Annotated in this window: 25 protein-coding genes; 7 read left to right on the top strand and 18 right to left on the bottom strand. The window is 36.4% G+C overall.

The features are described 5' to 3' along the window. Positions 1-182 precede the first annotated feature (182 nt). Positions 183-1,016 carry a M57 family metalloprotease gene (locus NDQ75_RS01060; RefSeq protein ID WP_202028919.1) on the top strand — a complete coding sequence of 278 codons (834 nt, stop codon included), beginning with the start codon at positions 183-185 and terminating at the stop codon, positions 1,014-1,016. Between the two features lie 286 nt (positions 1,017-1,302). On the opposite strand, the gene NDQ75_RS01055 is transcribed toward NDQ75_RS01060, so the two are convergent. The 4 genes from NDQ75_RS01055 to NDQ75_RS01040 form a co-directional block, all read right to left on the bottom strand. After that, on the bottom strand, positions 1,303-2,166 hold the full coding sequence (locus NDQ75_RS01055; RefSeq protein ID WP_178951504.1) for a sigma-70 family RNA polymerase sigma factor: 864 nt from the start codon (positions 2,164-2,166) through the stop codon (positions 1,303-1,305). Between the two features lie 172 nt (positions 2,167-2,338). Next, a complete protein-coding gene (locus NDQ75_RS01050) occupies positions 2,339-4,198 on the bottom strand; it encodes a M61 family metallopeptidase (RefSeq protein ID WP_202028918.1) in 1,860 nt (619 codons plus the stop codon). Between the two features lie 55 nt (positions 4,199-4,253). Beyond that, positions 4,254-5,066 carry an HAD family hydrolase gene (locus NDQ75_RS01045; protein WP_202028917.1) on the bottom strand — a complete coding sequence of 271 codons (813 nt, stop codon included), beginning with the start codon at positions 5,064-5,066 and terminating at the stop codon, positions 4,254-4,256. Positions 5,067-5,072: 6 nt separating this feature from the next. Continuing rightward, positions 5,073-6,419, bottom strand: a complete 1,347-nt coding sequence (locus tag NDQ75_RS01040; protein WP_202028916.1) for a serine hydrolase — start codon at positions 6,417-6,419, stop codon at positions 5,073-5,075. Between the two features lie 293 nt (positions 6,420-6,712). On the opposite strand from NDQ75_RS01040, the gene NDQ75_RS01035 reads away from it, so the two are divergent. Continuing rightward, on the top strand, positions 6,713-7,483 hold the full coding sequence (locus NDQ75_RS01035) for a S1/P1 nuclease (protein ID WP_202028915.1): 771 nt from the start codon (positions 6,713-6,715) through the stop codon (positions 7,481-7,483). On the opposite strand, the gene NDQ75_RS15945 is transcribed toward NDQ75_RS01035, so the two are convergent. Next, positions 7,480-8,340 carry a helix-turn-helix domain-containing protein gene (locus NDQ75_RS15945; RefSeq protein WP_202028914.1) on the bottom strand — a complete coding sequence of 287 codons (861 nt, stop codon included), beginning with the start codon at positions 8,338-8,340 and terminating at the stop codon, positions 7,480-7,482. The genes NDQ75_RS01035 and NDQ75_RS15945 overlap by 4 nt on opposite strands. 875 nt (positions 8,341-9,215) lie before the next feature. After that, a complete protein-coding gene (locus NDQ75_RS01025) occupies positions 9,216-10,091 on the bottom strand; it encodes an AraC family transcriptional regulator (protein ID WP_202028913.1) in 876 nt (291 codons plus the stop codon). 221 nt (positions 10,092-10,312) lie between these two features. Here NDQ75_RS01025 and NDQ75_RS01020 point away from each other — a divergent pair, with 221 nt between their 5' ends. Beyond that, on the top strand, positions 10,313-10,909 hold the full coding sequence (locus NDQ75_RS01020; RefSeq protein WP_202028912.1) for a DUF3244 domain-containing protein: 597 nt from the start codon (positions 10,313-10,315) through the stop codon (positions 10,907-10,909). A gap of 58 nt (positions 10,910-10,967) precedes the next feature. Here NDQ75_RS01020 and NDQ75_RS01015 read toward each other — a convergent pair whose 3' ends face one another. From NDQ75_RS01015 to NDQ75_RS00980, 8 genes are all read right to left on the bottom strand, one after another. Beyond that, the gene (locus NDQ75_RS01015; RefSeq protein WP_202028911.1) at positions 10,968-11,318 is read right to left on the bottom strand and encodes a DoxX family protein; all 351 of its coding nucleotides are present in this window, start codon (positions 11,316-11,318) and stop codon (positions 10,968-10,970) included. After that, positions 11,311-13,095 (bottom strand): DUF885 domain-containing protein, encoded by a 1,785-nt coding sequence (locus tag NDQ75_RS01010; RefSeq protein WP_202028910.1) that lies wholly within the window; start codon positions 13,093-13,095, stop codon positions 11,311-11,313. The genes NDQ75_RS01015 and NDQ75_RS01010 overlap by 8 nt, the downstream gene beginning before the upstream one ends. Before the next feature lie 44 nt (positions 13,096-13,139). Further along, a complete protein-coding gene (locus tag NDQ75_RS01005) occupies positions 13,140-13,532 on the bottom strand; it encodes a hypothetical protein (protein WP_202028909.1) in 393 nt (130 codons plus the stop codon). Between the two features lie 176 nt (positions 13,533-13,708). After that, positions 13,709-14,533, bottom strand: a complete 825-nt coding sequence (locus NDQ75_RS01000) for a TPM domain-containing protein (RefSeq protein WP_242513688.1) — start codon at positions 14,531-14,533, stop codon at positions 13,709-13,711. Next, the gene (locus NDQ75_RS00995) at positions 14,514-14,957 is read right to left on the bottom strand and encodes a TPM domain-containing protein (RefSeq protein WP_202028908.1); all 444 of its coding nucleotides are present in this window, start codon (positions 14,955-14,957) and stop codon (positions 14,514-14,516) included. Before NDQ75_RS00995 ends, NDQ75_RS01000 begins: the two co-directional genes overlap by 20 nt. 66 nt (positions 14,958-15,023) lie before the next feature. Continuing rightward, positions 15,024-15,638 (bottom strand): LemA family protein, encoded by a 615-nt coding sequence (locus NDQ75_RS00990; protein ID WP_202028907.1) that lies wholly within the window; start codon positions 15,636-15,638, stop codon positions 15,024-15,026. 69 nt (positions 15,639-15,707) lie between these two features. After that, complete coding sequence (locus tag NDQ75_RS00985; RefSeq protein WP_202028906.1) at positions 15,708-16,037, bottom strand: MerR family transcriptional regulator; 330 nt, start codon at positions 16,035-16,037, stop codon at positions 15,708-15,710. After that, positions 16,037-17,014: a M23 family metallopeptidase gene (locus tag NDQ75_RS00980; RefSeq protein WP_202028905.1), complete on the bottom strand. Its 978-nt coding sequence runs from the start codon at positions 17,012-17,014 to the stop codon at positions 16,037-16,039. Before NDQ75_RS00980 ends, NDQ75_RS00985 begins: the two co-directional genes overlap by 1 nt. Positions 17,015-17,202: 188 nt before the next feature. Between NDQ75_RS00980 and alaS the strand changes: the two genes are divergently transcribed. Together alaS and NDQ75_RS00970 are read left to right on the top strand one after the other, a co-directional pair. Beyond that, on the top strand, positions 17,203-19,827 hold the full coding sequence (gene alaS, locus NDQ75_RS00975) for an alanine--tRNA ligase (RefSeq protein ID WP_202028904.1): 2,625 nt from the start codon (positions 17,203-17,205) through the stop codon (positions 19,825-19,827). A gap of 126 nt (positions 19,828-19,953) precedes the next feature. Continuing rightward, positions 19,954-20,742, top strand: coding sequence for a hypothetical protein (locus NDQ75_RS00970; protein ID WP_202028903.1), 789 nt, complete (start codon positions 19,954-19,956; stop codon positions 20,740-20,742). A 111-nt stretch (positions 20,743-20,853) separates the two neighbouring features. Here the strand turns inward: NDQ75_RS00970 and NDQ75_RS00965 are convergent, their stop codons facing one another. From NDQ75_RS00965 to lysS, 3 genes are all read right to left on the bottom strand, one after another. After that, a complete protein-coding gene (locus NDQ75_RS00965; RefSeq protein ID WP_202028902.1) occupies positions 20,854-21,435 on the bottom strand; it encodes a nuclear transport factor 2 family protein in 582 nt (193 codons plus the stop codon). 23 nt (positions 21,436-21,458) lie between these two features. Then, positions 21,459-21,791: a hypothetical protein gene (locus NDQ75_RS00960; protein ID WP_202028901.1), complete on the bottom strand. Its 333-nt coding sequence runs from the start codon at positions 21,789-21,791 to the stop codon at positions 21,459-21,461. A 278-nt stretch (positions 21,792-22,069) separates the two neighbouring features. Continuing rightward, positions 22,070-23,761, bottom strand: a complete 1,692-nt coding sequence (gene lysS, locus NDQ75_RS00955) for a lysine--tRNA ligase (RefSeq protein WP_202028900.1) — start codon at positions 23,759-23,761, stop codon at positions 22,070-22,072. Between the two features lie 279 nt (positions 23,762-24,040). Between lysS and NDQ75_RS00950 the strand changes: the two genes are divergently transcribed. After that, positions 24,041-24,199: a YqaE/Pmp3 family membrane protein gene (locus tag NDQ75_RS00950; RefSeq protein WP_202028899.1), complete on the top strand. Its 159-nt coding sequence runs from the start codon at positions 24,041-24,043 to the stop codon at positions 24,197-24,199. Between the two features lie 2 nt (positions 24,200-24,201). On the opposite strand, the gene NDQ75_RS00945 is transcribed toward NDQ75_RS00950, so the two are convergent. Continuing rightward, positions 24,202-24,612, bottom strand: a complete 411-nt coding sequence (locus tag NDQ75_RS00945) for a lipocalin-like domain-containing protein (RefSeq protein ID WP_202028898.1) — start codon at positions 24,610-24,612, stop codon at positions 24,202-24,204. A gap of 145 nt (positions 24,613-24,757) precedes the next feature. Here NDQ75_RS00945 and lipB point away from each other — a divergent pair, with 145 nt between their 5' ends. Continuing rightward, positions 24,758-25,471, top strand: coding sequence for a lipoyl(octanoyl) transferase LipB (lipB, locus tag NDQ75_RS00940; RefSeq protein WP_202028897.1), 714 nt, complete (start codon positions 24,758-24,760; stop codon positions 25,469-25,471). Positions 25,472-25,759: the final 288 nt, after the last annotated feature.

Genomic DNA, 25,759 nt, shown 5'->3' with positions numbered 1-25,759 from the left:
ATCGATGAAGTGCTTTGTACGCTTTATCCTACGATTCATACTATAACGTTTTCGTATTTAAAATATGATTTTAAATTATGTTAAATTAACAAATTATACTCATTTTTTAGTCTTGAAATGTTTTAAATTTAGGAATATCAAAAAGTTGCAACTTTATAACATTAACTTAAAAAATTATTGAGATGAAAAAAATCAAATTAATCATGTCTTGGGGAGCCTTGGTTGCCCTTTTATTCGCTTCTTGTGCTAAAGATGAAGTAGATAGCCCTGTTGAAGAGTCACAAAATATCAGTCAAGAGGTACTCGATAAAATTGGCTCTTTATCTTTAAATACTAATGATGTTGTTATGAAAGACATTCCGCTACCGGATGGCACTTTGGTGTCTAGATATGTGGTGGAAGGAGATATTACCATCGACCCCGATAAATTAGACGGGATGAGTATTTATGGAGGTATCACTACAGAGCAATACCGTACAAATAATTTGGTAAGTTCGCCTAGGACATTAACCGTAATTGGTTACACAGGCGGTGGAGGTTATGCTCTAACCAATAGCATGCGTACGGGATTGCAATGGGCAGTAGCTAATTACAATCGTTTAAACCTTGGGATAACCATGTCCTTGAGTTTTGCTGCTAGTACCAACGCAGATATGGTAGTTTACCGCAATCCAACTGAAAGTGGGGCTGGAGGTTCAGCAGGATTTCCTAGTGGAGGTAATCCAAATAAATTTATTCAAATTTTTACTGGATTGGATAACGCCAGTAATAATGTAAATGAACATGTAGCCACTCATGAAATTGGTCATTCCATTGGATTTAGACATACAGATTGGTTTAGCCGTCAAAGCTGTGGTCAAAATGTAAACGAAGGTACAGCTGGAGTAGGAGCGGTGCATATTCCAGGAACACCTACGGGATATGACTCCACTTCAATCATGCTATCTTGTTTTAGCTTTAGTACAAATGGGGAGTTTAACAACAATGATATTACAGCGCTTAACTTCTTATATTAAAAGTGGATTGCTGAAAAAAACTGGTTAAAAGGAAAAAATTGCTATGGGCGGATGATATAACATCATCCGCTTTTTTTGTGGTATTAAAAATGGAAAAAGATAAAATGAAAAAACTCCGGTAATCAGCCGGAGTTTATTCATCAATCAAAAAACGAACAGTTTATGATAAACTGTTGTTGCTTTCTATATTTTTAGAGAATCATTTCAATTTTCAATGAAAGTAATAATCTCGATTCTTAGCAAATCTATTTTCAGTAGTAAAATACAAAAAAATAAATTTATAGAATTATCCTAAATAGGTTTTTAGGATTTTACTTCTCGAAGTGTGCTTAAGTCTCCTAATCGCTTTTTCTTTAATTTGGCGAACACGCTCACGGGTTAAATCAAAAGTTTCTCCTATTTCCTCTAGCGTCATTGGATGTTGGTCTCCCAAACCAAAATATAGTCTTATTACATCTGCTTCGCGAGGCGTAAGGGTTTCTAAAGCTCTTTCAATTTCTGTACGAAGTGATTCGTGCAATAAGTCTTTATCTGGGTTTGGTGATTCACCACTACGCAAAACGTCGTAAAGGTTAGAATCTTCACCCTCCACCAAAGGAGCATCCATCGATACATGGCGCCCAGAGTTTTTCATAGACTCTTTCACATCATTGATAGACATGTCTAGCTCTTTCGCAATTTCTTCCGCAGAAGGAACACGTTCATGAGCTTGCTCTAAAAATGCATAGGTTTTATTAATTTTATTAATAGAACCAATTTTGTTCAACGGCAAACGAACAATCCTAGATTGCTCTGCCAACGCCTGTAGGATAGATTGACGAATCCACCATACGGCGTACGATATAAATTTAAAACCACGCGTTTCATCAAAACGTTGTGCAGCTTTAATAAGACCTAAGTTACCTTCGTTAATTAAGTCAGGCAAAGTTAATCCTTGGTTCTGGTATTGCTTTGCTACCGAAACCACAAAACGTAAATTGGCTTTCGTAAGTTTTTCTAAGGCAATTTGGTCTCCTGCCTTAATTCGCTGTGCCAATTCTACTTCTTCGTCTGCTGTGATTAAGTCTACCTTACCAATTTCTTGAAGATACTTGTCCAGGGAAGCGGTTTCTCTGTTGGTAACCTGCTTCGTGATTTTGAGCTGTCTCATCTATTCTCTCCTGATTGTTTTAAATGAATAATCTTGGTGTACAGGTATTATACGAAGCAAACAGAGAAAAGGTTACAAAAAAAGATGAAATATTTTTATAGGAGTATTTCTAAAAACAAAAAACCCGCCATGCTACTGCGATGGCGGGTTTTAATTTTTTATAAATTAAATATTATCCTTTCAACCATGCTTCACGTAAAGCATCTTGTAGAGGTGTTGTAGTCTCCATTTTGGTAAGCTTCTTTTTCATGATGCTAGGTGTGCCAGCTTTTCCGGTGAGGGTAATTTCTTCCCCATCTCTATCTACAACAAGTGTAACTTCGGCATCTGGTTGCCATGACATAGAGCCCATAATTACATTTCTAATTGCTTCTACCGTAAATTCGGTTCCATTCACCGATTTAATGATGTCCCCACTCTGCAATCCGATTTCCTTCATTGAGGAGTTTAATTCAGTATCCCTTACAAAAATCTCTTTGTTTTCTGGTTTTACATCAATAAAGGGAATTTGACCGTTTAGGAAAAAAGAAGTGGTAATTATTTCATCTTCAAATGTGAGTCCGGCTTTTCCTAAGAAATCTTCATAGTTAATGGGCGTGTCTCCTATAACATAGGTATTAAAAAATGAATCAACTTCTGGATAGGTTAAAGAAACTATTTTATCAAAAAGCTCTTCATCTTTAAAGGATTTGTCCATGCCGTACTCTTGGGAAAGTTGCTTCATAAGCCATAAGATTCCTTTCTCACCATTGCTTTGCTCCCTTATTATTAAATCTACGCACATACCGATTAGCGCACCTTTTTCATACACGTTGGCATAGTTTTTCTTATAAGGTTCAACCAAAACGTTTTTACTCATTTCAGTAAAAGAAAGGCTGTCGTTATATCTTTTAGAATTTTCTATTTTTCCTGCAATTCTATCATAAAAAGCCTGCTCATCTATTAATCCTTGGTTTATTTGGAAAAGGTTGGCAAAGTATTCCGTTACCCCTTCATACATCCAAAGGTGTTTAGACATTTTTGGGTCGTTATAATCAAAAAACTCAATTTCTTCAGAATGAACCGTTAGCGGGGTTACAATATGGAAAAACTCATGGGATACTACATCTGTCATGGTTTCCACCAAAGCTTCTTTTGGCATGGATTCTGGTAAGACAACTGTTGTACTGGTGTGGTGTTCTAGTGCACCAAAGCCAGTTGGATCTCCTTCTTCCATAGCGCTTAAAAACAAAAGGATATCATACTTTTTGGTAGCATTGATGTCTCCCAAAAACGTTTTTTGCGCTTTCATCATTTTTTCCATCGGCTCTTTGATGCTCAAAGCGGAATATACTTTGTTAGGAGAATACACCGCTAAGGTAACTTCAATGTCGTTCACGGAAAAATTTTCCATATCAGGCTTGGCGTACATTATTGGATTGTCTGTTACTTCAAAATAACGGTTTGCCAAAAAAGTATCGGTATTGGGTTTTGGGTCTTTAGCGGTAACTTTTTCCAAAGAAGTTGATGCTTTAAAGCCAGATGGATGTGTAAAAGTAAGTTGGTATGGTCTTTCCTTTAAATCGGAAAAATAGCCAACAAACATATGAAGGTTTAAAAAGAAGTTTTTGTTTGCCTCAATATTTGATCCAGCGGGAGAAAAAACAGGCTCTTCGAAATCGGCTTCAGAATCAAAAGAATCGTTTACATCGTATTCAATTCTATCAAAATTGGTTGCATTGCTTATTTTCCAGGTGTTTTTATCTACGCTAACAATTTCCATAGTATTGTTGTCGTAATCGTAAGCAGTTACGTTTTCCAAAAACTGACCGTAATCATTATTGCTGTATGTTCCAGGTACCGTTTTCGGGATATAAAAATTTATAGTTTCAGAAGTAAATCTTCCCGGATCTACCGATACATGTACTTTATCATCTTTCACATTCACCAAATCGATGTTGGCATCTACAGGAACATTGGTCGCTAAATCGTTAACTTTTGGCGTACAGGCCAATACGGTTGCAGCCAAAGCTGAAAATAGTATTTTCTTCATTTTGAGTAATTATCAATTCATGCATTAGACAAACTTGTAGGGTAAAAGTTACAAGTTATTTAAACAAACTTTCAAGGTAAACAGCAACGCCATCTTCCTTGTGGTGGCTTGTTACTGCTTTTGCAACGGCTTTTACCTCGTCGCGGGCGTTGGAAACAGCAACTCCGTGACCAACGGCGCCTATCATTTCCACATCGTTATAATTGTCTCCAAAGGCAATCACTTCCTCCAAAGAAATAGAGGGATAAAAATCTTCTAGCAAAAGCTTAATCCCAGTAAGTTTGGAAACCTCTTTATTGGCAATTTCAATATAAGTGTCTTTAGAGCGGTATAGATGTAAAGAATCGTTAAAATTATCTTCCAAAAATTTAAAAATCCCATCGATATAGGCTGCATCGCCCATACACATTATTTTATGGGCGCCTTTGCCTGTTTCCTTCCAAAGGGAAACCACGTCTTTATTTTTCTTGATTTCCGGAGTTATTTTGGTATTGTTTTCTTCCCGTTTTGCCCAATAATCCATCTCTTCTACATACCAATTGTTGTGGTTAAAGAGGCCGATGTGTATTTTTTCTTCGGAAGTATTTTCGTTGAATTCAACAAGGGCTTCAATAATATTTATAGGAATTTCGGTGGAATGAATCGTTTTTTCACCTGCTGTTACCAAAGCGCCATTAAATGCGATAAGCGGCTCGTTAACAATATTCAATTTTTCTTGCAAATGATGCATTTGCTTAGGCATTCTCGCCGATACCAATACCAACGGAATGTGATTGATTTTTTTAAATTGAGAAATGGTGTTTTCGGTTAAATCTCTATCGGGACCCAAAAGAGTCCCGTCGATATCTGTAAAAATAATTTTGTACATAAACGTTTATGGTGTCGTTTTTATAAATGGAATTTCTTGTCCGTTTTGGTATAGTGTAAGTCCAACAATGGTATCATTCTCATCGCGGTCGAATACAATTTTTGCTTTTACCACTTTATAAATAAAAGTATCCTTTCCTTGGTAGAAAACCGGAAACTCAGGCTGGCCTTGCAGTTGCGCCTGCAGTGTGTCTTCTTTCAGAATAAAATCATAAGAGAATTTTAGTCCGTCGTTAATATAATTCCCTTCATATTCAATCAATTCTTCTACGGAAATGGCGACTTCTTCCTTGGCTACGTCCAGCGGATTTTTCTTCGGATCTATCAAAAACTCTGCAATATCTTCGGCCGGACTCGATCCAGAGTTCGTTAAAACAGCGATTACCCTTTTATTCTCCTTGTCAACCGCCAAAAAGGTTCTAAAACCACCTGTTCCTCCGCCGTGGAAAATAATGTTGTCTTCGTTAATAAACCAACCTAAACCATGTTTGTTCCCATCTTGGTCCGTGAATTTAGTAGTGGACGCTAATTTTTGGGAAGTAGCAAGCGGACTATCATTTTTTAAATAGCTTTTTCCATATTTCAAAAGATCCTTTACACTAGCTTTTAAACCGCCAGCAGCAGCCATTGCTTTAAAATGCCAATGATGTACTTCCTGCGTTCCCATGTATCCTTTGGCTAAGTTTTCTGTCTGTGTCTCTGAAACTTTTAAAAAAGTGTTATCAAGTTTTAGCGGACTTAAAATTTCATTTTGAAGCGAAGCCGTGTACGATTGTTTTCGTTCCATTGCCAAAATTTCACCTAACAAACCAACGCCTAAATTGGAGTATGAAAAGTTCTTGTCCACACTTTTCGGAATATAGTGAGCCAAAAATGTAAACATTTCTTTTCTGCTGTAATTGGCATAAGGATCCATTTGGTTTTTCGGTTTCAAATTATCCGGTAGTCTTGGCAATCCGCTTGAATGGGTCGATAGACTTTGCAATGTAACATCAACGCCTTTTTTATCGGTTAGTTTAATGGAGTCTGGTAGAAATTTATTGGCTGGATCTTTTAAGGACATTCTTTTTTCGGTAATGCCTTTTGCCAAAAGCAAGCCCGTGTAAGTTTTAGTGATGGAGCCTATTTCGTATAAAGTGTTTTCATCTGCTTTTACTTTTTGCTCCAAATTTTTAAATCCATGCACGTAATAATGTGTGCCGGTCGAATCCAATACCCCAATAGCGATGGATGGATTTATTTGATTCCTAACCCGATATTGAACTTCTTTTTTTACAACTTCAGGAATTTGGGTAAAACCGAAATGGAAAAATAAAAATAAGACTACATAAAAGGTAGTATGTTTAGTATTCATTGTTAACAGTCTGGATTTGTTGCTTTTCATTTGTCAATTTAAAATACAACATAATAAATAGGTGTTTGTTAGGGTTTATAGTTTTCTAGCGTTGAGGTAATTGGTTTGTAAAGGTAAGAAAGTAACGGGAATTTTAAAGAGGTCTTTACGCTTTAATTCTTTGCGAAAATCCGTATTTTTAAGGAGTTTACTTACCCGTTATCGTTTATGTTGCGTAACCTGTCTAAAAAGAGAACGTAAACTTAACAAAGGCGAATAGTTAAGTATAGTATTTTTGAATTAAAATCATCATTATGCGTTTATTAGTAATTGCAACTTTACTTTTTGTACAGCATATTTTTGGGAATACCCCTTTTTGGGGACAAACCGGTCACCGCGTTGTAGGAGAAGTGGCATCAGAAAATATTAAAAATAGCACCAAGCGAAAAATAGAGAAACTCTTAGATGGACAAAGTCTGGCAATGGTAGCTACCTATGCCGATGAAATAAAATCTGATAAAAGATATAGAAGTTTCAGTCCGTGGCACTATGTAAACTTTCCTTTTGATAAAAAATACACGGAAGTTACACCTAGCGAGGACGGTGATATTATAACTGGAATAGAAAAGTGTATTTCTGTTCTAAAAGATGAAAATGCTACTAATGATGATAAAGTTTTTTATTTGAAAATGTTAATTCATTTGGTTGGGGATTTGCATCAGCCGTTACATGTTGGTAGAGCAGAGGATAAGGGAGGCAACGATATTCAAGTTCGCTGGTTTGGAGACGGTAGTAACTTACACCGCGTCTGGGACAGCGATATGATTGATTCTTACGGAATGAGTTATACTGAGCTCTCTGAAAATCTGCCTAAGTACAGTAAAACACAAAGAAAAATAATTGTAAACGGAAGCATTCTAGATTGGGCAGAAGAATCGCAGAATCTGGCTATAAAGGTGTATGAATCTGCCGAAGTTGGTGAAAAATTGGGATACAATTATATGTACGACCATTTCAGCACAGTACAAGAGCAGTTAAAAAAAGGAGGGCTGCGTTTGGCAAAAATACTGGACGATATCTTCTAATGTTTTTGATACTCCAAGCGGTATTGCTTAGGGGTTTTCCCGAAATGCTTCTTAAAAGATTTCGTTAAATGACTTTCATCCGTAAAGCCTAGTTCGTAGCCAATTTCAGAAATGGTATAATTGGTGTTTCTAAGTCGGTACTTTACAAGCATCAATTTGTAGTTAATAATATATTGACGGATGCTTTCCCCTGTTTCCTTTTTAAATAGGTTTACAATATTGGCTTGAGACATATTAAATTGCGCGGCCAGATTTTCAATCTTCATTAATTCTTCATCATACACATTACTTCGTATATACGCTAGAATTTGGTCAGTACGTTTTAAATTAATGGAAGGGTCTATTTCTTTGTTTGGCGTATATTTTTTTATGATGTTTCTAGCAATTATACTTAAGCTAGTGGTCAACCCGTTGGTTATGATACTCCAATAGAATTCATTTTTAGTTTTGTATTCTTCTACTATAAAGTCGTGTATTCGCCATAATCTTTCTCGATCTTCTTCATTAGAAATGCAATCGCCTGGCATTATGTTGGGGTGATGTAAAATGTGTTCAATTTGTTGCAACCAATACTTTCTATCTGGAAGACTAGATTTATTGGAAAACAATATTTCTGTGAATTTAATAGAGGTGTAAGTTGTTTCTTCTGAAGGATCAATAGCGTACATGTCTTCGGGCGCCATGAGAAAAATACTGTTGGCAAGGTAATGCACATCAATTTTATTGATAATCATTTTTCCCAATCCTTCTTTGATGTACAAAATTTGAAAGAAATTGTGTTTACGGTCCAAAGTCATTTTTCGGTCGGTCTTTCCTTCCGTAAGCATAAAGCCTTCATGAAATATATCAGTATTCACAATTTACTTTTGGTGTTTAATGTTAAAATTGGTTAAAGCTCATGGAATGAGTTAATTAAATCAAAAATAGAAAATTTTTAAGCAGTTTTTACAAGTTTGCACCTTTATCAGCGGCGTATCTTTGTACTGTAATTCAAAGGAATACAAAAGTTCTTATAAAATATTTTTCATAGTGGTGTTTTTATCACCTTTTTAATTTTTTTGGTTGGTTAGTTAAGGGCCGTACAAATCCCCCCAATCCTCTATCCCCTAAACCTGTACGGCTCTTTATTTTAGGATGATGGATAGGGGTTGTTTGATTATTTTTTAAGTTGGTTAGTTTGAAAAAGCTGTATTTTCCCTAAAATACAGCTTTTTTTTTGTTTTAAAAGTCTCAAACTCTAAACGTATTGTCCGTATTACCGTTTTTGTTTCTTTAACTAAAAATCACAATACATTATGATGAAAATTGAAGGTTTGTCTTTTTTAAAGATGGAAATTTTTTGCTTGTTTTTTACAAGTTCTAAAGTGGCTGGCCGATGTACCTTTGTAATGTAATAAAGAAAGAGAAAAGTTCTTTAAAATATTTTTTCATAATAGATGTTTTTTTTGATTTGATTATTTAGCAGAGTCGTACATTTTTCATAGTTAGCCCCTTAAATTGTACGGCTCTACTATTCAAAAAGTTTGAAAATTGAAAATTAGTGCTGAAGAGATATTCCTTCAGTATCACTATATAAAAACTTGTTTGATTATTTTTTAAGTTGGTTAGTTTAAAGAAGCCGCATTTTTCCCTAAAATGCGGCTTCTTTCGTTTTAATAGAGTTCAAATTCCAAAATAAAGTTTTCGCAAATTGGATGATTTTGTAAATCAAGATCCAATTCAATCGTCTTTTTTAATCTTCAATCACTGTTTTCAATTCATTTCGATATTGAGAGGGTGTTTTTCCAGTGAATTTTTTAAACGATTTATTGAAATACGAAAAGTTATTAAATCCGCTCTCAAAGCAAATTTCTGTAATCCCTATGGGCTTTTCGGCCAAAAGTTTGGAGGCGTGCACCAGTCGGTATTCATTTACAAAATGCGTAAATGTTTTCCCTGTAATCTGCTTAAAATACCTGCAAAAAGAAGGCACGGTCATTCCGGAAATATTGGCAATTTCGTCCAGTGTTATAGGTTCCTGGAAATTCTTCTTTACATAATTGAACACCACATTGATGCGGTCGTTGTCCTGTACATCGGCTTGCATAGAAAAACCTTCAGCGTTCAATATTTGATATTCTTCAGAGAGTTGAAGTTCATTTAAAATGGAAAGAAAGCCTAATAAACGCTCAAAGTTGTTCATTTTTTCCAATTCTTCAATGCGGTTGCCAATTACCTCTTTTGTTTTTCCTGTGAAGGCCAAACCACCTTTGCATCGTTTAAAGAGTAATTTTATGTTGTTCATTTCGGGTTTCGACATCAATTCGGCTCCAAGAAAATCTGGAAGCATTTGTATTACTACCTCATTTTCGTTACCAGTAAATTCATCTGTAAATCCGCAGTGGGGAAGATTGGAGCCAATAAGTATTAAGTCACCATCCGTATAATAAGAAATGTGACTCCCAATCTGTCTTTTACCAGCGCCTCCCTTAACATAAACCAGTTCAATTTCTGGATGAAAATGCCAGTAGGAAGAGTTTTGGTTTTGCTTCTCATCATACTTCATAAAGGAGAAAGAACTCCCAAAAGTAGGGTTGATTACTTCTAAAGCAGGTTTTTTAATACTCATAATCAAATATTTAGGTTCTTAAATATAAACGCTTAATATGCAGCAAATATATGAAAAATTACCTTAAAAGTGTTCTATTTTAACCTTTACGTTTTCTTAACATATCATTTATGATAAAATAGGACATAAACTGGAAAATTGTGCAGTAGTGTACCCTGTGTTTCGAACCTATCTTTGTAACGTAGTTAAAATGAACGTATAACTCTTAAAAATTGCAAAAGATGAAAAACACATTAAGAAAAAGCATGCTAGTTGTAGTATTGAGTATTGCAACTTTGGCGATGACCAGAGCAAACGACTTTTACTTATCAGTAAAAAGTGACGACAACAGAACTGTAGATCTTTTCCTTGAGCAATCAAGCCACCCAATGAGTATCTCTTTTGAAGATGCTAGAGGGGAAATTTTATACAACTATAATCATAAAAGCCTATCCACAAACGCAAAACGATACAAATTCGACGATTTGCCTAACGGAGTTTACTATTTTGTTCTTGAAGACGATATAAAAATAGAAAGAGTACCAGTTTTATTTACAAACACGAAAACTATCGTAGAAACTGGAAAAGTAGAAACAGTTTACAAACCTTATTACAGAGTTGATAACAACATGGTGAGTGTTAATCTATTGACTATTGATGAAACACCTGTTGAAATCAAGGTTTACGATGAAGCAACAAACGCTTTATTGCACGAAGAAGTTTTAAAAACGGGAAAAAGTGTTGGAAAAAGATTTGATTTCTCATCTGCAAGATATGAATCTTACAGATTTGAAGTAACCCACAACGGGAATACATTTTACAAAACAGTTAGCTTGTAATCTTACAATTAGATTTTGAAGTTGGAAAAGGGAGTAGTTAGAGCTCCCTTTTTTTTGTTTATAGATACCAGTATGCCCAAAACATGAGTCCGAATTGCAAGGGGATTCGGGCAATTAAGACCCACCTAGGAGCTATTTTTTCAAACTTTTTATCTTCCAGCATGTAAATATGTACGGGAATAAATGCAATAAGCATTAAGATAATTCCCCAAAGCGCTATATCCTTAAATTGTGTAAATAGAAGCAATCCAAAAACAATTTCTGCAACCCCACTGAGGTACACCATCGCTTTTTGAAAAGGAATGTAAGAAGGCATTATAGAAACATACATTTTTGGTTTTACAAAATGTAAGAGTCCAGCAATAATATATAAAGCTGCCATCAGATAAAAGTGCCAACCATTATCCATTTTTAGTGGTTTTAATCCAATTATTAATTTTGTCCTCCAACAATTTTAGAGGGATGCAACCTGATTCCAATACTTTATTGTGGAAGATCTTAATATCAAATGCATCTCCCAGCTCTTTCTGGGCTTTGTTTCTAAGAGCAATTATTTTTAATTGTCCGATTTTATAGGACAATGCTTGCCCTGGCCAAGACATATAGCGCTCTATTTCTGCGATTATACTTTCTTCAGATTCTGCTTCATGATCTAGGGAATACTGTATAGCCTCTTCTCGAGTCCATCCTTTTGTATGGATTCCGGTGTCTACTACTAATCGTATAGCTCGGTGCATTTCGGCGCTTAGCATCCCAAAATATTGGTAGGGATCATCATAAAGTCCCAGTTCTTTTCCTAAAGATTCTGAATATAAAGCCCAGCCTTCGCCGTACGCACTGTACCACAATGTTTTTCTGAAATCAGGTAAGTTTTCATTTTCTTGCTGAAGGGAGATTTGGTAATGATGGCCAGGAATGGCTTCATGAAGGAACAAATCTTCGTCGCTGTACATGTTGTATTTTTTTACGTTGGGAATAGGAACATAGAAAATACCTGGGCGTGTTCCGTCCAGCGATCCAGGGTTGTACTCTGCGCTGGCAGAAGCTTCCCGGAAAGATTCGGTTCTCCTTACTTCAAACGCTGTTTTTGGGGTTAGATCGAACAATTTATTCAGTTGCGGTTTCATTTTTTCATGAATCGCATTAAAATTGGCAATCACTTGTTCTGGCTTATCAAACGGCATTAACTCATCAGCCGTTCTAACCGCTTGGAAAAAATCTTTTAAATCTCCTGCAAAACCAACTTGTTGCATTACTTTCTTCATTTCTCCTTCCAAACGTTTTACTTCGCTCAAACCTAATCTGTGAATAGAATCTGCTTCAAGTGAAGTAGTGGTGTAGACTTGTATTTGGTGACCGTAATAGGCATTTCCCCTTGGTACTTGGTTGATTCCTGCGGTTTCCCTAGAAGCTTGTAAGTAAGTATTTGCAAAAAAGTCTTCCAGTTTTTTATAGGTTGGAATAATTTTGTTTGCTACCATAGCTTCGTAAGCTGCAGCTAATGTATCTTTTTCCGCTTTAGAAAAAGAGGAAGGAAAATTTTTTGCGGGCGTATAAAACAAATGTTCGGTAGGTTCACCACTAGAAAAACTAGCCATTTGCGGTATTACTTTTACGGTAAGACTTTTTGGTAAAACGTAGCCCATTTCCATGCCTTTCTTCATGTTAACGATGGCCGTGTCGCACCAAACCACATAATCATCCAGCCGCTTCAACCAGTTTTTATAATCTTCAACCGTTTTAAAAGGCTGAGCCGAAGTCCCACCGGCGAGCTGGCCAATGGTTTGTGGCAGAGATGAAAACTGATTGATAGGAGTGAGTTCCGTTGGGTAAAGTAGTCCGTTTAAATTCGTGTTGCATTCCCACATCAACACATCGTAGCTCATTTTTTGCTCTTTGCTCAACGAATCTTTATCGTATTCTAGAAGCGCCTCTTTGTATTTGTTGTAGAAATCGGTTTGCTTCTTTTTAAAAGCTTGGGAAATATCATTGGGAAGGTAATCGTTGTAGCGATCATCGCCGGCATAGGTGGCATTTAAAGGGTATAGTTTTAGACTTTCTTCATAGTAATTTTTAAAAACCGAATCTATAGAAGCTTGTTTTTCAACAGCCTCTTTTTTTTCAGGAGTGTTTTTACAAGCAATAAATAAGGGGATGAATGCCAAAAGGAATTTTAATCTTTTCATTGGTTTTTGAGTTAGTGCGTTAAATAGGGGGCAAGAGTTGATTTTTAAATATATTCTTCCCTTCGAAAGCGTACTGCTTCCCAGTCGGGATTTATTTTAATATTTTTTACACGCTCGTAACGGTGTTTCGCTAACGGATGCCAATCGTAATCATCTGTAATGTCGGTTTTTAGTTTTTCTGATATTTTCCTAGGATGCGCCACCCAAAGTACCACATCGTCTTTTAGTTTAGGATGAAGGGTATGAAATTGATCTTCCAGCTCTTTGATGGTGGATACAAAAATTAACGCAAACTCCATTTTATTTACCTGAATCAACGATTGATAAATGTCGATATCTACCAAAGATGCCAATTCCTCCGCAAAACCTTCGGGTTCATTTAAAATGAGGATTTCCTTTTGGTTTTCCAGTTTCAGTTTTTCAAATAAAGTTTTCATCTCTTACTATTTATTTATGGACTCATACAGAAAGATACGCGCGACTGATTTCGCAACTACAAGTTATGAAAAAATAATGAATGCTTAGGATATTTTGCTTCAGAAGAAAGGTGCAATTGCGTTGAAAGTGACCTTCAGAATAAAAGGATAATTGAACATGCGATATGAAACAAATGTTACCAACTTCCTCCAGCGCCACCGCCGCTAAATCCGCCACCGCCGAAGCCGCCGCCAAAACCGCCACCGCCAAAACCACCTCCCGATGATCCGCCACCAAAGCTTCCGCCGCCCCGACCAAGGTTGCTAAGGATAATCATGTCCATTAAATCGAAACCGCCACCTCTTCGGCCACGGTTCCCACCACCGCGATTTTTACGCGATAGGATAATCATGATTATGATAAATAAGATGAAAAAGAAAATGATTCCGCCTCCACTAGAAGAAGAACTTCTCTTTCTTTGTTTGGCCGATCCTTTGTAGGTTCCGCTAAAAAGGTCAATTAAAGCGTCGGTACCTTTATCGAGACCGCTGTAGTAGTCGCCTCTTTTAAATTCCGGAATAATGACATTTCTTACAATTTCACCATTGATTCCAGCCGTAAGCTTTTGTTCGAGTCCGTACCCGGGAGAAATCCATATTTTACGCTCCTTTTCAGCTAAAAGAATAAAGACCCCATTATCTTCATTTGCTTGTCCAATTTTCCATTCATGGGCCCATTTAGGAGCAAGCGTTCCAATGTATTCACCATTTATGGTTGGTACCGTAGCAATCACAATTTGTGTGCTGGTGGTATCGGCATAATTTATAAGTTTCTGTTCTAACGCAGTTTTTTCCGAAGCAGAAAACACATTGGCATAATCATAAACGCTTGTTTGCTTTTCCGGTAATTTCGGAATATCAAATTGTGCAAATATTGAGTGCAGCAATATACTTCCAAAGAAAAATAAAAATGATAAGAATTTCTTTTTTGGTGTCAACATACTAACTTTTCGAAATTTCATTTGGAAGTTCGTTTACGTCGTCGTGCTGCCAAGGAAAATGTGCCTGTAATTCCTGTCCTGCCCTTAAAATCCCCTCTACAAGTCCGTCTTTGAATTGATTCTTTTTAAAATGTGCTAGAATAATATCTTTGGTGCTGTTCCAAAAATCATCTGGAACCAGTTTATCAATCCCTTTATCACCGTAAATGGCAAACGTTTTATCTGCGGTAGCAACATAAATAAGTACGCCATTCTCTTCTTTTGTGTTGTCCATTTTAAGGTAATGGAAAACTTCGTATGCCCGTTTTAATGGATCTTTTTTGCTGGAAGCTTCAATGTGCACACGAATCTCGCCAGAAGTTTCTTTTTCTGCTTGCCGGATTGCCTCTACAATTTCATTTTCTTCTTCTGAAGTAAGAAATGCTTCAACTTTAGACTTCTTCATAATGAAAGGCTTACGAATTTTTTAAGGGAAAAGATATTTTTCTCGATTTAGAACTGGTTGGATTTCTTATCCTTCGTTGTTGCTATTAAAGTCAAACTCCACATCTACAGGTCTTTCCGCACCAGCTTCCGCATCAAAATAAGGCTTACCTTCAAAGTCGAATAATCCCGCTAAAATTTTGTTTGGAAATTTTTTTACATGATTGTTGTAAGGTTTAATGGCTTCATTATAACGTACACGTGAGGTTTGAATACTGTTTTCTGTACTGGTAAGCTCGTCTTGAAGTTTCAAAAAGTTTTGATTTGCCTTCAATTCAGGATAACGCTCCACAGTCACCAAAAGCCGGCTCAAGGCACTACTTACTTGACCTTGCGCTTGGTTAAACTGCTCTAGTTGTTGCGCATTTAAATTATCAGCATTTACATTTACCGATGTAGCTTTGGCACGTGCTTCAATTACCTCGGTTAGTGTGTTACGCTCAAAATCGGCAGCTCCTTTTACCGTATTTACTAAATTTCCAATTAGGTCATTTCTACGTTGGTAAGAGGTTTGTACATTTCCCCAAGCTTCAGAAATATCTTCATTGTACCTAACCGCGGTATTGTTGAAGCGAACGGCCCAATTGTAAATACCAAAACCAATGATTGCCAAAACTATTAAACCAATGATCCACTTTTTCATACGTCTGAATTTTATTTTTAAGTTGCTATTTTTATTGTTGTAGTTAATTGCTCAATAAAAGCTCGTTAGTTACAGCTGCTCCTTAATTTTTATAAGCTCAGCCTTTACTCCTTCCAATTTACGAATTATCTCAAAATTAGAAAGTGTTTTTTGTTTTTGTTCTTTTAAGTGAAGTTTTGCGCCGTCCAAAGTAAATCCTCTTTCCTTTACCAAATGATAAATCAAACTGAAATTTTTAATGTCTTCTTGGGTGAATTTTCTATTGCCCTTGGCGTTTTTTTTCGGATTGATAATATCAAATTCCTTGTCCCAAAAGCGAATAAGCGATGCATTCACATCAAACGCTTTGGCAACTTCGCCAATACTATAATATAATTTTTCGGGCAGGTTAACATGCATTAGTCAAGCGATTGGTTTTCTTGTGATGCAACATGTAATAAAGCTTCGTATTCCTCTGCAGAAAGCGTTCCGTAGTAAAAATTAATAGGATTTATACGTTGGCCGTCTTTCCATACTTCATAATGTAAATGCGGTGCTTGCGACCTTCCTGTACTTCCTACAAAGCCAATTAAATCGCCTCGTTTTACTTTTTGGCCAGACCTTACTTTGTATTTGCTAAGGTGCGCATAAAGACTCATATAACCAAAACCATGGTCAATTCTAATGTGTTCTCCAAATCCAGAAGATCTATTGTCTGCTCTAGTTACAACACCATCTCCGGTAGCGTAAATTGGAGTTCCTCTTGGTGCTGTAAAATCCATTCCGTAATGCATTTTTCTCACCTTTGTAAAAGGATCCGAACGCCAACCGTAACCCGAAGCCATTCTGGTTAGATCTTCATTGCTAACCGGCTGAATCGCAGGAACCGCTGCCAATAGTTTTTCCTTTTCTTTGGCAAGTTCTGTAATTTCATCAAGGGATTTCGATTGAATAACCAATCTTTTCTGAAGTTTTTCCAGTTTTTTGGTAGCATCAATAATTAAATCGGAGTTATTGAAACCTTCTAATTTTTTATATCTATTAATTCCGCCAAAACCAGCGTTGCGCTGTTCAGCAGGAATGGGACTTGCTTCAAAATATAAACGATAGATGTTGTTGTCGCGGTCTTCAATATTGGCTAGCACTTCCTCCATTTGAGTCATTTTTTTATTCAATAACTCAAATTGAAATTCATAATTTCTCAATTCCCTCGCTTGCGAAAGTTCCTTTGGGGTGTTTACCAAATTTGTATTCAGTAAAATTAAAAGGCAGATACCGCCAAAAAGAAAAGAGGCTACTAAAAATAAACTAATATTGACAATTTTTTTGCCTTTTTTAGGCTCAATTCTTCGGTAGGATAACGTATCAGAATCGTAATAATATTTTACCTTCGCCATTAGTTTAAAAATTCTATTTTTGCCAATTAAATAAGCGTACTACTAAATTGTGTAACGAGCAAATATAAAAATTGTTTTTATAGTGAGCGCAATTTTTAGTAAATGTTAAGAGAATATTGGGGATAGCGAATCAATTTTAAATAAATTACCATTCAGTATAATCCCATAAAAATAAAAACAGAGAGAAGATGAACTCTAAAGAGATAAGAAGGCAGTTTTTAAATTTTTTCGAAGCCAAGAAACACCAAATTGTTCCTTCGGCACCAATGGTAATAAAAGATGATCCTACGCTAATGTTTACCAATGCGGGGATGAATCAGTTTAAAGAGTACTTTTTAGGTAATAAAACACCAAAAAATACGAGGGTGACAGATACCCAGAAATGCCTTCGTGTGAGTGGTAAACATAACGATTTGGAAGAAGTTGGAAAAGATACCTACCACCACACCATGTTTGAAATGTTGGGGAATTGGAGCTTTGGAGATTATTTTAAAAAAGAAGCCATACAATGGGCGTGGGAATTGCTTACCGAAGTCTATAAAATAGACAAAGATATTTTGTATGTAACTGTTTTTGAAGGTGCTGAGGGAGAAGGTTTGCCAATAGATCAAGACGCCTATGATCTTTGGAAAGAAATTGTTCCTGAAGATAGAATTATCCTAGGGAATAAAAAGGATAATTTCTGGGAGATGGGCGATCAAGGGCCATGCGGACCTTCTTCGGAAATTCATGTGGATATTCGCTCTGCGGAAGAAAAAGCAAAAACTCCTGGCGCCGAATTGGTAAATCAAGATCATCCGCAAGTAGTGGAAATTTGGAACTTGGTTTTTATTGAATTCAATAGAAAAGCTGATGGTTCGCTGGAAAAATTGCCTGCGAAACATGTGGATACGGGAATGGGCTTCGAGCGTTTGTCGATGGTGCTTCAAGGTAAAAAAAGTAACTACGACACCGATGTTTTTACACCTTTAATTCGTGAAATCGAAACTATTACCAATTCTAAATATGGAACTGCCGGAAAAGTAGGCGAAGAAGTGGATATTGCCATTCGTGTAATTGCCGATCATGTCCGTGCCGTTTCATTCGCCATTGCCGATGGGCAGCTTCCTAGCAATACAGGTGCTGGTTACGTAATCCGTCGGATTTTACGTCGGGCCATTCGCTACGGATTTACCTTTTTAAATCAGAAAGAACCTTTTATTTACAAGTTAGTAGATACGCTTACCAAACAAATGCAAGAGTTTTTCCCAGAATTGAAAAAGGAGAAAAATATAATTGTAAATGTAATTCGGGAAGAAGAGAATTCTTTCTTAAGAACCTTAGCACAAGGATTGGTATTGCTCGATTCGATTATAGATGCCAACGACGACAAGATTATTGCGGGAAGCAAAGCTTTTGAGTTGTACGACACATATGGATTTCCAATCGATTTAACGGCCTTGATTCTTCAGGAAAAAGGATATCAGCTCGATCAAAAAGGGTTCCAAATAGAATTGGAAAAACAAAAAAATAGATCGCGTGCCGCTACAAAAGTAGAGACAGGCGATTGGGAAGTGCTTATCGACGATCCAGAGGAGGAATTCGTAGGCTACGATATGCTGGAAGCTCAGGTAAAACTTACTCGTTACCGTAAAGTGGAAAGCAAAAAGGACGGTGAAATGTATCAATTGGTATTTAATATTACACCTTTTTATGCTGAAGGCGGCGGACAAGTAGGTGATAAAGGATATTTAGAGGCTTCTAATGGCGATGTAATTTACATTGTAGATACTAAAAAAGAGAATAATTTAATCATTCACCTATCTAAAAACCTTCCAAAGAACTTAGATGGAACTTTTAAGGCTGTAGTAGATGAAAAACAGCGCAGTAGAACAGCTGCCAACCATACGGCTACACACTTACTGCATCAAGGATTAAGAGCGGTTTTGGGTACACATGTAGAACAAAAAGGAAGCATGGTGCATAGTGGTTATTTACGTTTCGATTTCTCTCATTTTAGTAAAGTTTCTTCGGAGGAACTTACCCAAGTGGAAGATTTTGTAAATGCGAGAATTAGAGAGCAATTGGCATTGGAGGAAAACAGAAGAATGCCCTATCAGCAAGCTATTGATGAAGGAGCGGTTGCATTGTTTGGAGAAAAATACGGCGATTTAGTGCGTACAGTGAAGTTTGGCGAAAGTATGGAACTTTGCGGAGGAACGCATGTGAAGAATACAGCTGATATTTGGCATTTTATTATTACTTCGGAAAGTGCTGTCGCGGCTGGGGTACGTAGAATTGAGGCTATTACGAGTGATGCAGCGAAGGACTATTTTGCAAGTCAAACGGAAGCTTTTAAAGAAGTAAAGTCGATATTAAAAAGTAATAACGATCCGGTAAAAGCGATCGTTGCGTTGCAGGAAGAAAATGCTGCGATGAAGAAGCAAATAGAGCAATTGCTGAAGGATAAGGCTAAAGGACTCAAGGGAGAACTTAAATCGGAGTTGGAAACGGTTAACGGAGTTCAATTTCTAGCGAAGAAAGTAGATTTGGATCAAGGAAGTATAAAGGATTTGGCTTTTGAATTGGGAAGCGAATTTAAAAACTTGTATTTGTTGTTTGCATCAGAAAATGATGGAAAAGTTTTGCTAACCTGTTATGTTTCCAAAGAAATTGTTCAGGAAAAAGAATTGAACGCCGGACAAATAGTGAGGGAGCTCGGTAAACTCATTCAAGGAGGGGGTGGCGGACAACCATTCTTTGCTACGGCAGGAGGTAAGAATCCAGCAGGAATTCCAGAAGCTCTTGATAAAGCGAAGGATTTTATAGGGTAAAATTTAATAATTCATAAAAATGGATTGTCGAGAAGTATTTTTTGGCAATCTATTTTTTTTAGTAAGTTGAAAAGATTATTTTCGCCACAAATAATTAATTTAAACTATATTAAGATGAGAGAATTATTGCCCCTAATCGGAATTTTAACTTTGCTTTTTACTGCTTGTTCTAAAGATGATGATTCATCAACAACTGATCCAGCCGAAGATTTGGTGTTACCTAAAACCATAAGATACACTTATATTGATTATCCTGAAGACAACAGTGCAGTTAATGTTACCTATAACGAAAATAAAATCGTGGAGGTTTTGGGTGTAGACGGTTCATCTAAAAGTGTTTTCACCTATGATGGAGATTTTATTAGTCAAATTGTTGACTATGATATTGATGAGAACGGAAATGAAGTATTTGATTTTTCGAATACTTATACTTATAAGGATGGAAAATTAAGTTCTGCATTATCAAAGGAGGTATCTTCCCAAGATGGTACTGAATTTTATGTTCAGAAAACTGTTTACTCCCATGATTCTGATGAATATGTTTCGTATGTGATGTACGATGTGAATGAAGAAACTAACGAAGAAACCAAATATGGAGAAGGTAGATTATATTTTAAAGATGGTAACTTGGTGAAGGATGAAGAATTTTATGAGGGTGAATCAAGTTACGCAGATACATACGAATACGATGATAAGAAATCTCCACTGTCTAATGTTTTAGGATATAACTTATTATTAGATAATTCAAAAGAAATTAGCAAAAATAATGTGGTTAAGGAAAGCTTCAGCTACTCCAGTGGTGAGCCCAATATTGACATATACGAATATGAGTATAACGAAGATGGCTATCCTATCAAGAAAACCGAAATCGGTGACAATGGAGAGGATTATATAATAACAGAATATACTTATTAGAAAATAAATTTTTCAACATTTTAAAACCGGCGAAAGAGAACCTTTCTGCCGGTTTTTTGTTTGAGGGGTTGGTTGGACAATTACAAAATTGAGCTAACTAAAATGAAAAAATTAAACGTTAGTTTGCCGCTTTAGCTTTTTTCGTAATCGAAAGGCCCAAATAGTTGGGATTAATGCGATAAGCAGGCCGATTAATAAACCTTTTAAAGTAAAGCGAAGTGTTTGGTTGGTGTCAATATCGTGCCGATGATTCCAGAACTCCACGATTTTGCCATCTTTAATCCTAAAAACATTAATTATAGGGAGCGTTCCAGAACCAAAAAGAATTTTTCCAAACAATGTTTTCGGTTCGTACTTCATAAGCCAGCGGGTTGCCACTAAGTCGCCTTCTGCAATTTGATAATCTATGGTAACTTGGTTGCTGCCGTTATTCCAGAACATATCTGCAACATTCTTTTGTTCTATTGCTGGCTCGGTAACGTTTTTTCTGTCGCCAATATCATGAACCACATATTCATCGGCAACATAATCTTTGTATTTGTCGGTATTATTAGTAGCCCACAAATCTTGATAGAAATTTTTGGCTATTTCTTTGTTTTGTTTCAGTTTCTGAAAAGTTTTTGATTCTTCCGTTTGGGCAAAACAGATTTCAAAAATTAAAAGAATGAGTCCGAATAGAAATAGCCTTTTCATAATTATAAAATTTATAGAATTGATTAAAACGCTAACCGACGCTCGCGTGCTGTTATACAGTTCAATTCAGGGCAAAGGGTATCATAAAAAGCATAAACGGGAGAAGTAGAACGGGTGAATTGTGAGTATTTGTGAATTTCCCCGTGATGCTCGAACTTAATCACTAATTTTTGATGTGACATGAAAGTTGAAGGGATATTGGCATATTCTTTATCTACAAAATATACCCTAAATCTATGGGAGTAGCCGCTAAATGTTATTTGTGCGTGAATTGGAATTTTACTCCCGTTCCATAAAATGGATTGTTGTTCTGTGTTTACACTCGTTTTTTCAATTTTAAATGTTGAAGAATTCATATTAGTTTGGATTGGTTGTTGATTTGTTTGCCCAAAACTAACTAATTATCAAGGGTATAGTAAGAGGTAAATCCTTGTATTAAAAAGGGGGTTTTTCCTGATTCGGAAGAGAAAGAAAGATTATCTAAAAAGTATTTTATGAACGATTGTCGGTCAAATCATGTTGCAAGTCTAAGTCACGTTGGAAGTCCGACCGTGGTTTTTGTCAGTCTGAGCTTGTCGAAGACAGATAGCCTTCGACAAGCTCAGACTGACAAATTGTATTTCTGTTTGGAGTTTTACAGCACTTCGCAAAACAGGCCTTCATCAGTTTTGGAAACTTTTACAAGTTTGTGTTTTGTAAGTCCCTTAATGGTTTTGTCCCATTTTTTATTGCTCAATCCCGATTGGTTTTTTAATTCTTCCAATGGCATTTTTGTTTCTTTTTTAAGTATTTCAAGAACGGCTTTTTCTTCATCGTTCAAAGCAACTTCAGTCTTTTTCTCTGGTCGCATTTGTGGGAAAAATAAAACCTCTTGAATAGAAGCATTATTGGTTAACAGCATTACCAAACGGTCAATACCAATACCAATACCTGATGTTGGAGGCATTCCATATTCCAAAGCTCGAAGGAAATCCTGATCAATAAACATCGCTTCGTCGTCTCCTTTTTCAGATAGTTTTAACTGCTCTTCAAAACGTTCTCTTTGGTCTATTGGGTCGTTAAGCTCAGAATAGGCATTTGCCAACTCCTTACCGTTTACCATTAGTTCAAAGCGTTCTGTAAGTGCAGGATTGTCGCGGTGTTCTTTGGTAAGCGGACTCATTTCCTTTGGGTAGTCCGTAATGAAAGTAGGCTGAATGTAGTTGTGTTCACACTTTTCGCCAAAAATTTCATCAATAAGCTTCCCAATACCCATGCTTTCATCTACCGGAATGTCTAATTTAGTACAAACTTCACGTAATTCTTCTTCATTCATCCCTGCAACATCAAAGCCGGTGTGGTCTTTAATAGCCTGTAGAATAGGAACACGAGGATAAGGTGCCGTAAAATTAATTTCGTTTTTACCAACCGTTACTTTCGGACTCCCAGTAGCATCGGTGGCCACTTTTTCCAGTAACTCCTCCGTCATATTCATCATCCAGTTGTAATCTTTGTAAGAAACATACAGTTCCATTACCGTAAACTCAGGATTGTGGGTTTTGTCCATTCCTTCATTACGGAAATCTTTAGCAAACTCATACACCCCATCAAAACCGCCAACAATTAATCTTTTTAAATACAGCTCATTGGCAATACGCAAATACAATGGAATATTTAAAGCATTGTGGTGCGTAACAAATGGTCTGGCAGCAGCACCACCGGGAATAGCCTGAAGAATAGGCGTTTCCACTTCAATATAATCACGCGCGTTAAAAAATTCGCGCATGCTATTGGTTATTTTGGTACGCTTTTTAAACGTTTCTTTTACATGCGGATTCACAATTAAATCAACATAACGTTGTCTGTAGCGTAATTCTGGATCGTTAAACTCATCGAAAACCTTTCCGTCAGCATCTACTTTCGGCAGTGGTAAAGGTCTAAGGGATTTATTTAGAACGATAAAATTTTTCACCATTACCGTCATTTCCCCTACTTGGGTTTTAAATAATGTACCTTCAATTCCAATGATATCACCAATATCCAACAGCTTTTTATAAACATCATTGTAAAGCGTTTTGTCTTCGCCTGGGCAAATTTCGTCCCTGTTGAAGTAAAGTTGAATACGACCTTCACTATCTTGCAACTCAGCAAAGGAAGCTTTTCCTTGAATACGTCTGCTCATTAACCTACCGGCCAATACCACCTTTTTATCCTCTTCAAAATGCTGTTTCACCTTTTTAGAAGTGTGATCTACCGGATATAAATCGGCAGGATAAGGATTAATGCCCAATTCACGTAGCTTTCCAAGCTTTTCTCTACGAATAATTTCCTGTTCTGAAAGTTGCATAATTTATCTTGTCATTTTAAGCCTGCGAAGATACGGAGTATTTAACAATCTATCAATCAATTTGTATTATTACTGAAGCTAAGTTCTGAGTGTATTCCAAAGCAGCACTGGAAATATTATTGCTGAAATAATTCTGATAAAATTGTAACAAATCTTAAAGTTTAGCGTCTTAAAAATAGAGGCATATTATATTTGCATCGTCTTCAGAAGTAATCAAGCTGAAGTTAACTGCTGATTTTTTCAGCATAAATATTTTCATCAATCAAAAAAAAGTAAAAAATGAGTATTTGGAGAGTGTTACTTTCAATTCTTTGTCCGCCCCTAGCCGTGTTAGACAAAGGATGTGGTTCTATAATTATTGTATTTCTGTTATGGCTATGCGGCTGGATTCCCGGCGTTATTGCAGCCTTAATCATTTTAAATAATCCTAACAGATAACTTTACTTCTGAAAAACCAGTTGGATTCCATTTCCGGAATCTTCAATGGTCAATTCGTTGCCGGTCAAATCAATAATGTCAAAAATATTGAAGGCTTCTTCGTCGTCAAATAAAACTAACTGAAGATTTTCAGAAACCGCATACTTGAAGGCCTCGGCTGCAGTACTGTTGCACACATCGTTCATGTCTTTTCCGTAAGATTGTGTAATTACATCTTCTAAGTTTACAAAGTTTAGATAGGTTTGAGAAGTACATTCATCTGGTGCAGTAAGCATTCCATTCTGGGTGACACCCGTTAAAAACCATTGCCCGATGAGCCGTTGATTGTAGGGCGTGTATCCGTCATCGTCGTTTGAGCAAGAAGTGAACGTTATAAATAGGGTTAAGAGCGAGAAGAATAGAAATCGTTTCATGATTGGTCTAATTTGTTGGTATTCATAAAATTAGTAAAAAAATGAATATGTGGGAATTTTAGTTGATTGTAATGGACATTAGGAAATCCTTCAGTTTTATGTAATTGTTTAGGAAGTTGTATTTTTGTATAGGAATTTGAAAGAGATGAATAAGAAAGTTGTTTTAAGAGATTTAGGGTATAAGGATTACAAAGAAACGTGGGACTATCAAGAGGTGCTATTTAAAGAGATTCTGGATCTAAAAATTAGAAACAGACGCGAAAATAGGACAGATGAGACCACTAATTACTTTCTTTTTGTGGAGCACCCGCATGTGTATACGTTGGGAAAAAGCGGTGACCTAAGCAATTTGCTATTGAATGAAGTACAGCTGAAAGAAAAGCAAGCTACCTTTTATAAAATCAACAGGGGAGGCGATATTACATACCATGGTCCCGGCCAGATTGTTGGGTATCCTATTTTGGACTTAGACAATTTTTTTACGGATATTCATAAATACTTACGTTTTTTAGAAGAAGTAATTATTCTTACTCTCGATGAATACGGCGTAAAAGCCACGAGAAGTGAGGGCGAAACGGGCGTTTGGATAGATGTAGGAACCCCGTTTGCCAGAAAAATTTGTGCCATGGGTGTTCGTGCTTCACGATGGGTTACCATGCATGGTTTTGCTCTAAACGTAAATGCTAACTTAGGCTATTTTGATAATATTATTCCCTGCGGAATTCGAGGCAAGGGCGTTACCTCTTTAAATGTAGAGCTTGGGGTGGAGAAAGTAGATGAAACGGAACTGAAAAAGAAGCTTTTAAAACATTTTCAAACCCTTTTTGAAGCAGAATTTATTGAAAATGTAAACGCTTAATTTTTCAATTGACTATACTCTGACTAAATTCTTTTTGCAGCCGAACAATATTTGCGCGTAGCAACATGAAATAAGCCGGTAGCAATGCACGATTGATGAGTAGCAATAGAAAGTAAGCCGGTAGCAATACATGATAAGCCAGTAGCAATGGAAAATCAATTGGTAGCAACGTGATTTGAGTCAGTAGCAACCCAAAAATGATGAGTAGCAATTCAAAAGTGATGGATAGCAACCAAATTTTACAATTAAACTTTCATTTTAGAGGATAAGGCTATAGACTTTTAATTT

Origin of the sequence: Galbibacter mesophilus (genome assembly GCF_023721415.1) — a bacterium.
Taxonomy (GTDB): Bacteria; Bacteroidota; Bacteroidia; order Flavobacteriales; family Flavobacteriaceae; genus Galbibacter; species Galbibacter mesophilus.
This window is presented reverse-complemented; position numbering and strand designations above follow the sequence as displayed.

What these genes read in the sequence shown, in the direction of transcription:
- NDQ75_RS01060 (WP_202028919.1), top strand. Translation starts at nt 183, where the DNA reads ATGAAAAAAATCAAATTAATCATGTCTTGGGGAGCCTTGGTTGCCCTT.
- NDQ75_RS01055 (WP_178951504.1), bottom strand. Translation starts at nt 2,166, where the DNA reads ATGAGACAGCTCAAAATCACGAAGCAGGTTACCAACAGAGAAACCGCT.
- NDQ75_RS01050 (WP_202028918.1), bottom strand. Translation starts at nt 4,198, where the DNA reads ATGAAGAAAATACTATTTTCAGCTTTGGCTGCAACCGTATTGGCCTGT.
- NDQ75_RS01045 (WP_202028917.1), bottom strand. Translation starts at nt 5,066, where the DNA reads ATGTACAAAATTATTTTTACAGATATCGACGGGACTCTTTTGGGTCCC.
- NDQ75_RS01040 (WP_202028916.1), bottom strand. Translation starts at nt 6,419, where the DNA reads ATGAATACTAAACATACTACCTTTTATGTAGTCTTATTTTTATTTTTC.
- NDQ75_RS01035 (WP_202028915.1), top strand. Translation starts at nt 6,713, where the DNA reads ATGCGTTTATTAGTAATTGCAACTTTACTTTTTGTACAGCATATTTTT.
- NDQ75_RS01025 (WP_202028913.1), bottom strand. Translation starts at nt 10,091, where the DNA reads ATGAGTATTAAAAAACCTGCTTTAGAAGTAATCAACCCTACTTTTGGG.
- NDQ75_RS01020 (WP_202028912.1), top strand. Translation starts at nt 10,313, where the DNA reads ATGAAAAACACATTAAGAAAAAGCATGCTAGTTGTAGTATTGAGTATT.
- NDQ75_RS01015 (WP_202028911.1), bottom strand. Translation starts at nt 11,318, where the DNA reads ATGGATAATGGTTGGCACTTTTATCTGATGGCAGCTTTATATATTATT.
- NDQ75_RS01010 (WP_202028910.1), bottom strand. Translation starts at nt 13,095, where the DNA reads ATGAAAAGATTAAAATTCCTTTTGGCATTCATCCCCTTATTTATTGCT.
- NDQ75_RS01005 (WP_202028909.1), bottom strand. Translation starts at nt 13,532, where the DNA reads ATGAAAACTTTATTTGAAAAACTGAAACTGGAAAACCAAAAGGAAATC.
- NDQ75_RS01000 (WP_242513688.1), bottom strand. Translation starts at nt 14,533, where the DNA reads ATGAAATTTCGAAAAGTTAGTATGTTGACACCAAAAAAGAAATTCTTA.
- NDQ75_RS00995 (WP_202028908.1), bottom strand. Translation starts at nt 14,957, where the DNA reads ATGAAGAAGTCTAAAGTTGAAGCATTTCTTACTTCAGAAGAAGAAAAT.
- NDQ75_RS00990 (WP_202028907.1), bottom strand. Translation starts at nt 15,638, where the DNA reads ATGAAAAAGTGGATCATTGGTTTAATAGTTTTGGCAATCATTGGTTTT.
- NDQ75_RS00985 (WP_202028906.1), bottom strand. Translation starts at nt 16,037, where the DNA reads ATGCATGTTAACCTGCCCGAAAAATTATATTATAGTATTGGCGAAGTT.
- NDQ75_RS00980 (WP_202028905.1), bottom strand. Translation starts at nt 17,014, where the DNA reads ATGGCGAAGGTAAAATATTATTACGATTCTGATACGTTATCCTACCGA.
- alaS (WP_202028904.1), top strand. Translation starts at nt 17,203, where the DNA reads ATGAACTCTAAAGAGATAAGAAGGCAGTTTTTAAATTTTTTCGAAGCC.
- NDQ75_RS00965 (WP_202028902.1), bottom strand. Translation starts at nt 21,435, where the DNA reads ATGAAAAGGCTATTTCTATTCGGACTCATTCTTTTAATTTTTGAAATC.
- NDQ75_RS00960 (WP_202028901.1), bottom strand. Translation starts at nt 21,791, where the DNA reads ATGAATTCTTCAACATTTAAAATTGAAAAAACGAGTGTAAACACAGAA.
- lysS (WP_202028900.1), bottom strand. Translation starts at nt 23,761, where the DNA reads ATGCAACTTTCAGAACAGGAAATTATTCGTAGAGAAAAGCTTGGAAAG.
- NDQ75_RS00950 (WP_202028899.1), top strand. Translation starts at nt 24,041, where the DNA reads ATGAGTATTTGGAGAGTGTTACTTTCAATTCTTTGTCCGCCCCTAGCC.
- NDQ75_RS00945 (WP_202028898.1), bottom strand. Translation starts at nt 24,612, where the DNA reads ATGAAACGATTTCTATTCTTCTCGCTCTTAACCCTATTTATAACGTTC.
- lipB (WP_202028897.1), top strand. Translation starts at nt 24,758, where the DNA reads ATGAATAAGAAAGTTGTTTTAAGAGATTTAGGGTATAAGGATTACAAA.